Origin of the sequence: Pseudomonas sp. ok266, assembly GCF_900110195.1 — a bacterium.
GTDB classification, from domain to species: domain Bacteria; phylum Pseudomonadota; class Gammaproteobacteria; order Pseudomonadales; family Pseudomonadaceae; genus Aquipseudomonas; species Aquipseudomonas neuropathica.
Window position 1 is genome coordinate 374,627 of sequence record NZ_FOCU01000003.1, and the last position, 13,948, is coordinate 388,574.

A 13,948-nucleotide genomic window follows, 5' to 3' on the forward strand; every position below is an offset into this window, starting at 1 on the left:
CGTGCGTCTGCCGCTCCATCACAGGTGTAGGGCAGACGCATGCCGACGTGAAATACCGAGTCGAACCCAAGCTCTACATCGACAGACCAATAACCCCCCTATACATATATACCACCCGCCCCCCACTGCCCCTCGCCATGCTGGCCGCTCACCCTCAGCATGGAAAAAATGCCCATGAACCTCGCCACAACCCCCACCTCCGAAGAGGTCAAAAACGATCTCAACGCGATCGCCCATCACCTGTTCAATACATCAACCCCGCTGCTTCCCGAACAAAAACCGAGTACCGAACAGGCCTTTCTGAAACGCCTCGACGAACAACTGAAAACCTATCGCACCAGCTACCTGCAACGCAGCCGCGAGCTGTATCAGGCGCTGGAAAACAGCGATCTGCAAAGCGACGAAGGCAAACAACTGATCGCCACCCTGAAAGTCAGGCTGGCCACTCAACTGATCAACATGGATCAACGCGACCGGATCGACGATAAACCGGCGAAAACCTTCCTCAAATATGACGCAGGCTTCACCGCCATCGGCCACGAAGCCAGACAGGCCGTCACCGACCGCTTGCTGCACCCGCAAGCCGGCGAGCTGCTGCAAAAGCTCGATGCGGTGCCGATGCTGCGTCCGGCCATGTACGCGCTGCAGTTCAGCTATCAAGACACCACCGTTGAGCTGGCCGGCGCCTTTGTGGTCACGGAAAAGGACACTCGCCGAGTCAAGGACCTGCTGACCGACCAGAGCATGGGTTTCGCCCTGCTGTTTACCCCCGCAAGAGGCATCGAATTCTTCAACTCCCTTGCTGATCTCGACAACCAACTGCGCACATTGCTGAACCAGGCCAGCGGTAGCCAGGAGTTCATGTCCATGCTGCCGACGCGCTATCACGCCGTCGGCGCAGCAGGGATCTGGCCGCTGCTGCTCGCGCCAATCGACAGCAGACCGTTGTTCGAACACACCTACGACGCGCTGATCGAAAAACGCACGCAGGATATCGAGCGCGCCTTGAGCTTCGCCGAAAACCCACAGCAAGACCCCAGGCAATTGCTCACCGCGCTGGACCGCGCCATTGCCGCCGCCCTGCCGGATCTCACGTCGCGTCTGGAATTACGCGCGCAAACCTTGTTCGAGCGCCACCTGCGCTACAGCGCACCGGACTGGTTTCGAAGCGCCAGCACCGCGCAAAAAGACGCACTGGCGCAGCATCTGCGCAACTATCAGCAGGCGCGGCAAGACCTGCTCGACTTGATGGAGCCGGCCGGCAGTCTGACGGCACTGGCCCGCCAGCAATGGCTGGAGCGCCTGAGCGAAGACCTGGAAATCGACGATCTCGAGCCGGCAAAGTTAAGCCTTGCGACCGATCGCCGAGTGCCGGGCTACGGCGTTTATGTGCATCAATCCAGCCTGCTCGAGCTGTCCTTGCGCGGCCCGCACACCGGCGATGAATTACCGGGCTCGGAGTTTTTGAAGTACACCACCCTCACCTACGATGACGCGCCTTTGCCGCCAGCCTACGCGGACGTGACGCCGGCGTGGCTGATCAGGCAAGCCGTGGAGCTGCAGCCTCGGATTGACTTCAATCACTTGCAAAATGAGCTGCAGGCCAGGCCCGCAATCAAACCCGCCATCGAGCAGATGCTCGATAAACGTATCGTCGCCCTCGCTCACACGGCGGTGCTGCAAGGGCACTTGCTCGACAGTGACCTGCAACTGATCCAGCGCCTGCGTGACGGTAGCGATGCGCGCCTGCGCGCCGCCACCCTGTCGCTGCACGGCGCCCAGTTGCAGGATTTGTGGGTGCTGCGCCAGAACGATGACGGCGGCGCGCTCAAACGGCTGTTGCTGTGCACACCACAGGCGCCGCGAACGCAACAATTCCAGGCCTTCGACAGTGAGCGCGAATGCCAGACCCACCTGCTGGGCTGGGCCAAACACAGTGATGCCGCCGACAGCATGGCCGGCTACCTGATCAGCCGTGCGCCCATGCGCTTTCGCGCAAAGCTGCGCCACGTGTTGGCCGGACTGAGTTTCAAACCTGAGGCGCTGGAGCATCAAAAGGTCACGTTCGCTCACACCGGCAGTCATCCCGATTGCCTGCGCACGATGGCTGAACATGTGCTCGCCACACGGATCGACGACTACGATTTCTGTACACCGCTGTGGTATCGCTCCACCACGGCTGCCAACCGCCGAAAGCTGACGACCCTGAGTGAAGACGCCGAAGGCGCCTTGCGCGCGTTCAACAAGCATGCCTTGTCGGGCAGCCGCTTTCCGGCGTTTGATGACTACGTGCACGAGCAAGCCAAAATCAGCTTGAACCGCTTGCTCAAGCGCACCACCAACGATGTCGATCCGGATACCGTCTGGGCTTACTCGCCGACCGCCATCGTGCGCTCGTGGACGCCAAAACCGCTGAACTACACCACGCTGTATCGCGATGGCTACGCCGACGGCGTCGGTTTTCTCGATGAAAAATTTTCCCGCTCGGCGCGTTTCAGAGGCCCGCAGGGCATCGACCTCAGCAACCTGACCGCACAGAATGTCGCGCGCTCGGTCACCGGTGTGTGGATCGGCCAGCGCTACATCGACAAGGTCAAGGCTGAACTGCAAAGTTCTACGAGCGAAGGCTATGACTTTCGGCGCAACACGACCCTGGCCATTACCCAGCGCCAGATGAAAAGCGCCGCGCTGGAATGCCAGCTGCAGGGCCATATCGCCAGCCATGATCTGCAATGGCTGGAGCAGAGTATCGACAGCATGGCTGAAACTTCCGGCGCCATGCGCACGACCTATCCACTCCACCGTTTGATGATCGACGGCGAATGGGTGCTCGATGCGTGGCTGTTCAGCCATGGCGCCAACCCGGTTCTGCTCTACACCCCGGAAGCGCCCGACGGCGTCGCTTTCCGCGAAGCGCGGCTGTTCAATTACCTGCTTCAACAGCAGTCCGGCATGCTCGAATACCTGACGTTGCGCGTCGACGTCAGTGCCCGAACCCGGGTTCGCACATACCTTGAAAACATCAAGAAAGGGTTGCCCAAAGACCTCAATAAAACCACGCCCAGCCCTGCACGTTACGACTCGACCCGCGCAGTCGCGGCGGTCAGTGACCTGCGCACTGTCCTTTACGACATGAAGTTGCAACGTCGTATCGACGACGTTAACGCCACCACCACCAGCCGTGCCGAGATGATCGCCGGTCTGGTCTGGACCAGTGTCGAATGGTTCACCGCCATTGCCACGGCGCCGTTCCCGCTGCTGAGCCTGAGCACCGGCCTGCTCCTGGCGTTCAAGGACGCCATGCTCGTGCTGCACGCGTACCGTCAGGGTGACCACGGCGAAGCGTTCCAGCACCTGCTCGGTTATCTGTTCAACAGTGTCGGCGCGTTGCTGACCGACCTGCGTCCGGCGCTGCGTTCGCTCAAAACTGTGCGCCGGCCTGTGCGGCAGAGCCTCGCCAGTGTCAGCAACGAACAACGCGATGTCATGACCGTGATCGAACAAGTGGAACCTGGCCCCAAGCGGAATGAAATGAGTCCGGTGGTGTACAGAAATGAGCTGTTCTATATCGACAAAGATCCTGACTCCAGCGGTCGTTTTTTGCTTTACCGAGCCCATCCGGATTCCGGCGAACTCACCTCGAGCACCATCCTGACCGTGCGCAACGCAGACGGAAAGTTGGTGCGCAGTGGTTTGGCCGGCGGTGCGCTCGAGTACGAGGTCGTGCCAGAGACACCCGGCCCGGAAAAGGTCTATGGTGTGAAGTCCAAATACCACGATCGCATCGAAATGGTGATGAACCCGCAAATCCGGGAGAACATGCTCAAAAACAGTCAGGACTTCAGCGGCATCGATCCGCAAATTTACCTTGCCGGGTTTGTGGAAAGTTTCGTCCCGGCGCGCACCGCTTACCTGAAGCAGGTCGAAAAGCTCAGCACCGACGCCACCGCGCATTTCGCCGAACTTGCCCCGTTGCCAGCCCGCGCCGAAGTCCCGCCAGTCGCCGACGACCTGTCGTTTGCCCAGTTACTGGCGAGCGACGCCGTCAAAGGAAAAAATCTGGTGATCGGCGCCCAGCCCGGCTCGATCGCCAGTAAACAGTTGCTGATCGAGGGTGTGGACGAACTCGTGAGCAACGGCTTCAAGCGACTTTACGTGGAATACCTGGCGGGCGATGTCTTCAAAATCAAGCTGGAAAAACTGAATAAGGGCGGAACCTGGAAACACATCGAAAAACATCTTAAAGTCGTCGACCTTGCGCTGGGGCATGAGAAAAAAGCGCCATTCTCTTATCTGGCACTGGTGCGTAAAGCGCGCGAAAAGGGTCTGAAAATCCATGCGCTGGATGCGTCGACCAGCTATCAACTGGAAGGAGTGATGGTACTGGACGACGTCTCGCCATTGACCCCTCGCAGCAACAGCATCAGGAATTTCTATTCGCACAAGACGCTGGCCGTCGATATCGCCGATGCGCCTGAGGAGCGCTGGGTGGTCCTCACCGAACAATCACGCATGAGCACCTTCGACAACACCCCCGGCCTGGCCGACCTGCACGCGGCTGTCGCCGTGCGCGTGGAAGATGTCGCACAGGATCAGGCGGCACGCATCAGCCTCGATTCAGCCGGGGCAATCCCCGGGGACTCGGCCGCCAAGGGCGATTATCGTGTGCAGCGGCCGACGGCGTACAAGGCGCCTCAACCCGTCTCCCGGCCAGCATCGATTGACCCTGCTGTCGAGCATTTCAGCGAATACGATATTCCACCCGCCATGCGTAACGATATCGCGAGGATGTTGCATCAGCACAAAGCCATGGACTCACGCTATACCCCGACCGTACCGAAAGAACAACAGGCGCACGATGCGTTCATCGCCAACCGCAAGCGTCTGGAGAAAAAGGCCAGGGACACGTTTGCTCATTACACGCCCCCTGACGCTGCCACGCTCCCGACGCTCACCTCAGACATCAAGTTCGAGGAGTTTTTGCGGCTGGTGGCCGACGGCCGCTTGAACCTGCTGATCGGCGAGGCCCATAGCCACGTATCGAGCAAAGCGTTGCTGAAAAAGTACATGAAGGCGCTCAAGCAAGCCGGGTATGACACGCTCTACGTGGAACATCTGTTCACCGATTTGCACCAGGCCGATCTGGATACTTTTTTTCGGACACAGCGCATGCCGGACAGACTGAAGAATTACCTGCTCGTTCAGGACCGTGGCCACATGCCCACTTATAAAGGTAACGATACCTACACAGAGGTCCTCCAGGCGGCGGCCAAGTACAAAGTCCGTATCAGGGCCCTCGATTGCACGGCGTCTTACCACCTCAAGGGTGTGTTTAACGAAGATATCTCGCGAAACGAGATGTTCAGCTATTTTGCCACCCAAGTGATCGAAGCCGACCAACTGTTAAATGGGCCGCATAAGTGGGTGGCCCTTATCGGCAATGCCCACACTAACTACAACCTGGGTGTGCCGGGTCTGGCGGATACCCTCTCGGCGGTCAGTCTCCACGTACGCGACACCGCTCCGGAACTGGCCAGAGATATCCATCGCGGGACCTGGAGAGCGGTGGCCAGCGAGCGCGGAACCAATAGCCGGGCCTTGCGCAGCGATTTCCTGCTGGACGTGGCCGTCGCCGGCAAGAACAAACCAGCCCTGACGCCGGCCGTCGAGCGCAGCAAACTGACCCGGTCCGGGATGTTCATGATCGAAAACACGGATACGGGCGAGCTCCGTCTGGTGCATAAATCCAGGTCCGACGACATCGTTGAGACACCGATTCAGGTCAATGACCACGGCTTGTTTTTCATTGATCGCTGGGAGAAAAAAGATGAGCGTTTCAAATACCTGGGGACCTTGATCGATATGCTGGTCAGTGATTTGAGAATGACCGAGGTGAAATAAGCGTCAGGTGTAACTGCGCATTGCCAACAACCACCGGGCTGACTGCCCGGTGGTTTTTTATCGTCAATGCCACAGTTCTGCCCCCTGCCGAAATAGCGCAGCCCATTGGGCGCGAGCGTGCTGCGGGCGGCGTTCAGCCGAACAACAGAGGTCGCCAGGTCCAGAGAAACCCTGTCAAAACCCTGAACACACAAGCAGAAACGTCTGCCCCCATTGAAACCACCCAAGGCCTGCCCCATCTAAGACCCATACTCCATTGCGCAGGTGCCCCATGAGCGACCAGCAAGAATTCCCGGAAAACCCCGACGACTACACCGAAGCCGAACACATCGAACACACCTCTTCCGGCAAAGGCCTCGCCCTGCCCGGCCAGAACCTGCCGGACAAGGTCTACATCATCCCGATCCACAATCGCCCGTTCTTCCCGGCCCAAGTCCTGCCGGTCATCGTCAATGAAGAGCCGTGGGCCGAGACCCTCGAACTGGTCAGCAAATCCGAACACCACTCCCTGGCCTTGTTCTTCATGGACACGCCCCAGGAAGACCCGCGCCACTTCGACACCGGCGCCCTGCCGCAATACGGCACCCTGGTCAAAGTCCACCACGCCAGCCGCGAGAACGGCAAACTGCAATTCGTCGCCCAGGGCCTGAGCCGAGTGCGCATCAAGACCTGGCTGAAACACCACCGCCCGCCGTATCTGGTGGAGGTCGAATACCCACACCAGCCCACCGAGCCGACCGACGAGGTCAAGGCTTACGGCATGGCGCTGATCAACGCGATCAAAGAACTGCTGCCGCTCAACCCGCTGTACAGCGAAGAACTGAAGAACTACCTCAACCGCTTCAGCCCCAACGACCCGTCGCCGCTGACCGACTTCGCCGCCGCGCTGACCTCAGCCACCGGCCCCGAACTGCAAGAAGTGCTCGACTGCGTGCCGATGCTCAAGCGCATGGAAAAAGTCCTGCCGATGCTGCGCAAGGAAGTCGAAGTCGCGCGCCTGCAAAAAGAGATTTCGGCAGAAGTTAACCGCAAGATCGGCGAGCATCAGCGCGAGTTCTTCCTCAAGGAACAACTCAAGGTCATTCAGCAGGAACTCGGCCTGACCAAGGACGACCGCAGCGCCGACCTTGAACAGTTCGAGCAGCGCCTGGAAGGCAAAGTCCTGCCGGCCCAAGTGCAGAAGCGCCTCGAAGAAGAAATGAACAAGCTGTCGATCCTCGAAACCGGTTCGCCCGAGTACGCGGTCACCCGTAACTACCTCGACTGGGCGACCTCGGTGCCGTGGGGCGTCTACGGCGAGGACAAACTCGACCTCAAGCACGCGCGCAAAATCCTCGACAAACACCACGCCGGCCTCGACGACATCAAGGATCGCATCCTCGAATTCCTCGCCGTGGGTGCTTATAAAGGCGAGATCAGCGGTTCCATCGTGTTGCTGGTCGGCCCGCCAGGCGTGGGTAAAACCAGCGTCGGTAAATCCATCGCTGAATCACTCGGCCGGCCGTTCTACCGCTTCAGCCTCGGCGGCATGCGTGATGAGGCCGAGATCAAGGGCCACCGCCGCACCTACATCGGCGCACAGCCGGGCAAACTGGTGCAGGCGTTGAAAGACGTCGAGGTGATGAACCCGGTGATCATGCTCGATGAAATCGACAAGATGGGCCAGAGCTACCAGGGCGACCCGGCTTCGGCGCTGCTGGAAACCCTCGACCCGGAGCAGAACGTCGAATTCCTCGACCACTACCTCGACCTGCGCATGGACCTGTCGAAAGTCCTCTTCGTGTGCACCGCCAACACTCTGGATTCGATCCCCGGCCCATTGCTCGACCGCATGGAAGTGATTCGCCTGTCGGGCTACATCACCGAAGAAAAAGTCGCCATCGCCAAGCGTCACCTGTGGCCAAAACTGCTGGAAAAGGCCGGCGTGTCAAAGGGCAGCCTGAGCATCAGCGACACCGCGCTCAAAGCCTTGATCGACGGTTACGCCCGTGAAGCCGGCGTGCGTCAGCTGGAAAAGCAAATGGGCAAACTGGTGCGCAAAGCGGTGATGAAGCTGATCGACGAACCGAAAGCGGTGATCAAACTCGGGCCGAAAGACCTCGAAGCGTCACTCGGCCATCCAGTGTTCCGCAACGAACAAGTGCTGTCCGGTACTGGCGTGATTACCGGTCTGGCATGGACCAGCATGGGCGGCGCGACGTTGCCGATCGAAGCTACGCGGATTCACACGCTTAACCGTGGCTTCAAACTCACCGGGCAACTGGGTGATGTGATGAAGGAGTCGGCGGAGATCGCCTACAGCTACGTCAGCTCACACCTGAAACAATTCGGCGGCGACGCGAAGTTCTTCGACGAAGCCTTCGTCCACCTGCACGTACCGGAAGGCGCGACACCCAAGGACGGCCCGAGCGCCGGCGTGACCATGGCCAGCGCCCTGCTCTCGCTCGCACGCAATCAGCCGCCGAAGAAAGGTGTAGCGATGACCGGCGAATTGACCCTGACCGGGCATGTGCTGCCGATTGGCGGGGTGCGCGAGAAGGTGATTGCGGCGCGCCGGCAGAAGATTTTCGAGTTGATTCTGCCGGAGCCGAACCGGGGCAATTTTGAGGAATTGCCGGATTATCTGAAGGAAGGGATTACTGTGCATTTCGCGAAGAAGTTTGCCGATGTGGCGAAGATCCTGTTCTGACAAACAGCCCCTCACCCCAGCCCTCTCCCACAGGGAGAGGGAGCCGACCGAGTTGTCTTGCGCTATACATCGACCTGAAACACCGAGTCGATTATGGATTCAATGATCTATTTCAGGTCGGTGGACTTCTGGAATATCCCCCGGTCAGTCCCCTCTCCCTCTGGGAGAGGGTTAGGGTGAGGGCTTGGCGTTGTCACACTTTGTCTCATCTTCAGTTATGCTCGCCGTTCGTCGTAAACGCCGGAGCCTCTGACCTTATGTCCCCCACTCGCCTGTTTGTCCCCCTCGCCCTTTCGTTGCTGGCCGCCTGCGCCACACAACCGAAACACAACGTGACCGTGGAAAAACAAAGCGAATGCCCCGTACGGCTGACTAACGGGCAAAACCTCATCATCATGCTGCCAAGCAACCCGACCACCGGCTATCGCTGGGCCATTCAGGATTCGGCTGGCGGCGTATTGCGTGCACTCAGCCCCGAGGTCTATAGCAATCCGGAAGACGCCGGCGTCGTCGGTGCGGCGGGCGTATCGACCTGGCGCTTTCAAGCATTTGCCCCCGGCACCGGGCGTCTGCGCCTGACCTCGCAACAGCCATGGGCACCGGAAGTGCTGCCAGTGGAAACCTTTGACTGCGCCATTTCGGTGAACTGATCGTGGGCTGGCTGATTCTGGCGCTGATGGGCGCGGTGACGTTTCTCTACGGTGTCAGCACCCACGCGGCGTTACTGTGTCTGTTGGTCAAACCATTGCCGGTGCTGGCGCTGCTCGGCTGGCTCCATGACGCACCGCCCAGCGACTATCGGCGCTGGATCAGTCTCGGCCTGATTTTCTCGTTGCTGGGTGATGTGTTGCTGGCATGGCCGGGGGACCTCTTCGTGTTTGGCCTCGGTGCGTTTCTGGTCGCACACCTGGCTTATCTGAAGGCTTATCTGAGCGACTGCAAGCGTTTGGCGGTGATGCCCTTGGTGCTCGCGCTCGGTGTTGGAGCGGTCTTACTGGGGATTCTGATTTCCAGCGGGTTAGGTCCGTTGCTGGTGCCGGTGATCGTGTACGGCACTGCGATCAGCGCGATGCTCTGGCGCGCACTTGCTCGTCTCGGCACCGATGTGCCGAAACGCTCGGCGTTGCTGGCGGCGGGCGGTGCAGTGGCGTTTGTGTTCTCCGACAGCGTGATTGGCATTGACCGGTTTGTATCGCCATTTCACGCTGCACCGTATGTCATCATCCTCAGCTACTGGCTGGGCCAATGGGGCATCGCCGCCTCGGCGTTCTCCCAGACTAAACGAATCTGATCGTTCCCACGCTCCGCGTGGGAATGCATCCTGTGACGCTCTGCGTCATTTGCGCGGGGACGCGGAGCGTCCGGGGCGGCATTCCCACGCAGAGCGTGGGAACGATCACCGGCAAAAAAACGCTTTATCAGACAACCCAAGCATCCGCGCGCCACTTTGGCTAAAATGCCGGCCTTTTCCACCGACACCGCCGGAACCGCCGTGAGCAAAGAACCCGATCGTATTTTCGCCAAGCCTTTGGCCCAGGTGCCCGACTTCGCCTTCAATGAAGACGTGGTGCGGGTGTTCCCGGACATGATCAAGCGCTCGGTGCCGGGTTACCCGACCATCGTCGAAAACCTCGGCGTGCTCGCCGCGCAGTTCGCCCAGCCGAACAGCGTGCTCTACGACCTCGGCTCGTCCTTGGGCGCTGTCACTCAAGCCCTGCGTCGCCACGTGCGCACCGACGGTTGCCGGGTAATCGCTGTGGATAACTCGGCAGCGATGGTTGAGCGCTGCCGCGAATACCTCAACGGTCAGGACTCGATGTTCCAGGAGTTGCTGCCGGTCGAAGTGATCGAAGGCGACATTCTCGCCCTCGACTTCCAGCCCGCCTCGGTGGTGGCGCTGAACTTCACCCTGCAATTCATCGCCCCCGATCAGCGCACGGCGTTGCTCTCGCGCATTCGCCAATCGCTGCTGCCGGGCGGCGCGCTGATCCTCTCGGAGAAGCTGCGCTTCAACGATGCCGAAGAACACGCGCTGCTCACCGATCTGCATGTCGCCTTCAAACGCGCCAACGGCTACAGCGAACTGGAAATCGCCCAGAAGCGCAGCGCCATCGAAAACGTCATGAAGCCCGACAGCCTCGAAGAACACCGCGAACGCCTGCTGGCCGCCGGGTTCTCGAAAGTCGTGCCGTGGTTCCAGTGTCTTAACTTTGCCTCGTTGATTGCCTTGCCATGATTGATCTGTCCCCCCTCGCCCGCCGTCTGGCCGGCACACCACTGGCCGAATGGGCCAACACCCTGCAAGCGCAACTCGACAAGAAAATGGAGAAAGGTCACGGCGACCTGGAGCGCTGGCAAAGTGCGCTGGATGCCCTGCCGAAAATCCAGCCGAGCGAAGTCGACCTGCTCAACGGTCTGAAACTCGACACCGACTGCGACGAGGAAACCCGCGCGCAGATGCGTACCGCGCTGATGGGCCTGTCGCCCTGGCGCAAAGGCCCGTTTGATTTGTTTGGGGTGCACGTCGACACCGAATGGCGTTCGGACTGGAAGTGGTCGCGTGTCTCTCCGCACCTCGACTTGAAGGGCAAACGCATCCTCGATGTCGGTTGCGGCAACGGTTATTACATGTGGCGCATGCTCGGTGCCGGCGCGGACAGTGTGATCGGTGTTGACCCGAACTGGCTGTTCTTCTGCCAGTTCCAGGCCGTGCAGCGTTATCTGTCAGAACCCAATGCCTGGCACCTGCCCTTTCCGTTCGAAGACCTGCCGCCAAACCTAGAAGGCTTCGACACGGTGTTTTCCATGGGCGTGTTCTACCACCGTCGCTCGCCGATCGAGCATTTGCTGGCGCTGAAGGATTGCCTGGTCAAGGGCGGCGAACTGGTGCTGGAAACGCTGGTGGTCGAAGGCGACAAGCATCAGGTGCTGGTGCCGGAAGATCGTTATGCGCAGATGCGTAATGTGTGGTTCCTGCCGTCGGTGCCGGCGCTGGAGTTGTGGCTGCGCCGTGCCGGGTTCACCGATATTCGTTGCGTGGACGTGAGCACAACCACGGTTGAAGAACAGCGCGGGACTGAGTGGATGAAGTATCAGTCGCTGAGCGACTTCCTTGATCCCGAGGACCACAGCAAAACCATCGAAGGATTGCCGGCGCCGATGCGTGCGGTGATTGTCGCTCGTAAATAATCCAATCGCCCAAACACCGCGGTGAGCCCACCCCTCACCCCAGCCCTCTCCCCAGGGAGAGGGAGCTGATCTTTGGGCTTTTCAAAACTTGAGTTCGACTCGGAATCTCAGGTCGACGGACTTGGCCCATCCAGCTCGGTCAGTCCCCTCTCCCCCTGGTAGAGGGGGCCGATCTTTGGGCTTTTCTAAACTTGAGTTCGACTCGGTATCTCAGGTCGGCGGACCTCGCCCATCCAACTCGGTCAGTCCCCTCTCCCTCCGGGAGAGGGTTAGGGTGAGGGGTTTTTTGCTCTTCGGGCGCGAAAGAATTCGGTCAACACCGCGCCACACTCATCCGCCAACACCCCACCCTCATACAACACCCGGTGATTCAAAAAGCCCTGAATGAAGAACTGCCCCTGACTCTGCACAATCCCCGCTTTCGGTTCCAGCGCGCCATACACCACCCGCGCCACCCGCGAATGCACGATCAAACCGGCGCACATGCTGCACGGCTCCAGCGTCACATACAGCGTGCTACCCGGCAGACGATAGTTATCCACCGCCTGCGCGGCCTCGCGAATGGCGACCATTTCCGCGTGGGCACTCGGGTCGCTGGTGCTGATCGGGCAATTGAAACCGCGACCGATGATCTCGCCGTCCTGCACCAGCACCGCGCCCACCGGCACTTCGCCGAGGGCTGCGCCTTGTGCGGCGAGGAGCAGCGCTTCGCGCATGAAATCGCGATCACGGCTGCGGTCGATAATTGCCGCAGGGCGAATCTGGCGCATCACTTCACCTCGATGGCGGCCATCAGGCCGGTTTCCATGTGATCGATCACGTGGCAGTGGAACATCCACACCCCCGGATTATCGGCCACCAGCGCCACTTGCGCGCGCTCGTTCTTGCCCAGCAGGTAGGTGTCGGTGAAGTACGGAATGATCTTGTGCCGGTTCGACGCGATCACCTTGAAACTCATGCCGTGCAGGTGGATCGGGTGCTGATACTGGGTCATGTTCTTCAATTCGAAGATGTAGCTCTGCCCCAGTTTCAGACTGGCAATCGGCCGGTCGGCGCAGGTCTTGTCGGTGATGTCCCAGGCCTTGCCGTTGATCTGCCACAGGCTCGGCGGCCTGCCGTTGTCGACGTTGACCGATACCGAGCCGACCCACTCGAAATTGAAGTTGAGTTTCTCGGCATTGGCCAGGTCCGGCTCCGCCACCGGGTTGGCCGGCAACGCTTTCGGCCAGTCAGTCGGCGCATCGTTATTGGCCACTGAACGCAGCGTGCCCAGACGCACCGGGCCGTTGCGCAGCGACAATTCTTCACCCGCTGCCGGCGCCTTGATCGCCAGACAGATACGCATGCCCGGGCCCAGCCAGTATTCCTTGCCCAGCGGCCGCGGTTCGACCGGGTTGCCGTCCAGCGCATAGATCTGCGCTTCGACGCCGGGAATGTTGATGCGGTAAGTCAACGTGTTGTCGAGGTTGAGCAAACGCACGCGGGTAATCTGCCCGGCCGGCAGGTCGATCACCGGGGTTGGCACACCGTTGATGGTCGACAACCGCCCCGCCGTACCGCCACGCGCCGCTTCACGGGGAATGCTGAATTCGACGAAATTGCCTTCGTCATCGATGTGCCAGTTTTTCAGGCTCAGGGTCTTTTCGTACTTGAATCCGGTCGGCTCGCGCTCTTCGATGATCAGCGGCCCGACCAGCCCGCGCCCCAGTTCTTCGCTGCTGCTGACGTGCGGGTGGTACCAGTAGCTGCCGGCATCCGGTACGCGGAACTTGTAATCGAAGTACTCGCCCGGCAGCACCGGCAGTTGCGAGACGTACGGCACGCCGTCCATTTCCAGCGGCAGACGAATGCCGTGCCAGTGAATGGTCGTCGCCACCGGCAGGTGGTTGATGAAGCGCACCCGCAGCCATTCACCCTGACGCACACGCAACTCGGTGCCCGGCGCCGACGGCCCGAATGCCCAGGCCTCGGTCTTGTGCCCCGGCACCAGCTCGACGTCCAGCGGTGCGGCGATCAGCTCATAGTCGTGGCCCGCCTCGGCGTCGGCCATTTTTCCCAGCCAATACCGCGACGCGCCCCCCGCACCGACACCAACGACAACAAGACCGGCCAGGCCACCGAGGATTTGGCGACGGGTAAAGGACATGAACTCAACTACCTCACGTATCA

The 13,948-nt window shown here is 60.2% G+C and carries 8 protein-coding genes; 6 read left to right on the forward strand and 2 right to left on the reverse strand.

Features of this window, described 5'->3' with window-relative positions; translation table 11 throughout:
* Nucleotides 1–174 precede the first annotated feature (174 nt).
* The 6 genes from BMY54_RS07395 (at nt 175) to cmoB (ending at nt 11,779) form a co-directional block, all read left to right on the forward strand.
* Complete coding sequence (locus BMY54_RS07395) at nt 175–5,901, forward strand: membrane-targeted effector domain-containing toxin (RefSeq protein WP_093430624.1); 5,727 nt, start codon at nt 175–177, stop codon at nt 5,899–5,901.
* 271 nt (nt 5,902–6,172) lie between these two features.
* Complete coding sequence (lon, locus tag BMY54_RS07400; RefSeq protein WP_093430625.1) at nt 6,173–8,590, forward strand: endopeptidase La; 2,418 nt, start codon at nt 6,173–6,175, stop codon at nt 8,588–8,590.
* A 257-nt stretch (nt 8,591–8,847) separates the two neighbouring features.
* The gene (locus BMY54_RS07405; RefSeq protein WP_093430626.1) at nt 8,848–9,240 is read left to right on the forward strand and encodes a protease inhibitor I42 family protein; all 393 of its coding nucleotides are present in this window, start codon (nt 8,848–8,850) and stop codon (nt 9,238–9,240) included.
* Nucleotides 9,241–9,242: 2 nt separating this feature from the next.
* Nucleotides 9,243–9,881 (forward strand): lysoplasmalogenase, encoded by a 639-nt coding sequence (locus BMY54_RS07410; protein ID WP_175559564.1) that lies wholly within the window; start codon nt 9,243–9,245, stop codon nt 9,879–9,881.
* 165 nt (nt 9,882–10,046) lie between these two features.
* Nucleotides 10,047–10,826, forward strand: coding sequence for a carboxy-S-adenosyl-L-methionine synthase CmoA (gene cmoA / locus BMY54_RS07415; protein WP_175559565.1), 780 nt, complete (start codon nt 10,047–10,049; stop codon nt 10,824–10,826).
* Entirely contained in the window at nt 10,823–11,779 is a 957-nt protein-coding gene (cmoB, locus tag BMY54_RS07420; protein ID WP_093430628.1) for a tRNA 5-methoxyuridine(34)/uridine 5-oxyacetic acid(34) synthase CmoB, read from the forward strand. Before cmoA ends, cmoB begins: the two co-directional genes overlap by 4 nt.
* A 269-nt stretch (nt 11,780–12,048) precedes the next feature.
* Here cmoB and tadA read toward each other — a convergent pair whose 3' ends face one another.
* Together tadA and BMY54_RS07430 are read right to left on the reverse strand one after the other, a co-directional pair.
* Nucleotides 12,049–12,549, reverse strand: a complete 501-nt coding sequence (gene tadA / locus BMY54_RS07425; RefSeq protein ID WP_093430629.1) for a tRNA adenosine(34) deaminase TadA — start codon at nt 12,547–12,549, stop codon at nt 12,049–12,051.
* Nucleotides 12,549–13,925 carry a multicopper oxidase family protein gene (locus BMY54_RS07430; protein ID WP_093430630.1) on the reverse strand — a complete coding sequence of 459 codons (1,377 nt, stop codon included), beginning with the start codon at nt 13,923–13,925 and terminating at the stop codon, nt 12,549–12,551. Before BMY54_RS07430 ends, tadA begins: the two co-directional genes overlap by 1 nt.
* Nucleotides 13,926–13,948: the final 23 nt, after the last annotated feature.

What these genes read in the sequence shown, in the direction of transcription:
- tadA (WP_093430629.1), bottom strand. Translation starts at nt 12,549, where the DNA reads ATGCGCCAGATTCGCCCTGCGGCAATTATCGACCGCAGCCGTGATCGC.
- BMY54_RS07405 (WP_093430626.1), top strand. Translation starts at nt 8,848, where the DNA reads ATGTCCCCCACTCGCCTGTTTGTCCCCCTCGCCCTTTCGTTGCTGGCC.
- BMY54_RS07430 (WP_093430630.1), bottom strand. Translation starts at nt 13,925, where the DNA reads ATGTCCTTTACCCGTCGCCAAATCCTCGGTGGCCTGGCCGGTCTTGTT.
- cmoB (WP_093430628.1), top strand. Translation starts at nt 10,823, where the DNA reads ATGATTGATCTGTCCCCCCTCGCCCGCCGTCTGGCCGGCACACCACTG.
- BMY54_RS07395 (WP_093430624.1), top strand. Translation starts at nt 175, where the DNA reads ATGAACCTCGCCACAACCCCCACCTCCGAAGAGGTCAAAAACGATCTC.
- cmoA (WP_175559565.1), top strand. Translation starts at nt 10,047, where the DNA reads ATGCCGGCCTTTTCCACCGACACCGCCGGAACCGCCGTGAGCAAAGAA.
- lon (WP_093430625.1), top strand. Translation starts at nt 6,173, where the DNA reads ATGAGCGACCAGCAAGAATTCCCGGAAAACCCCGACGACTACACCGAA.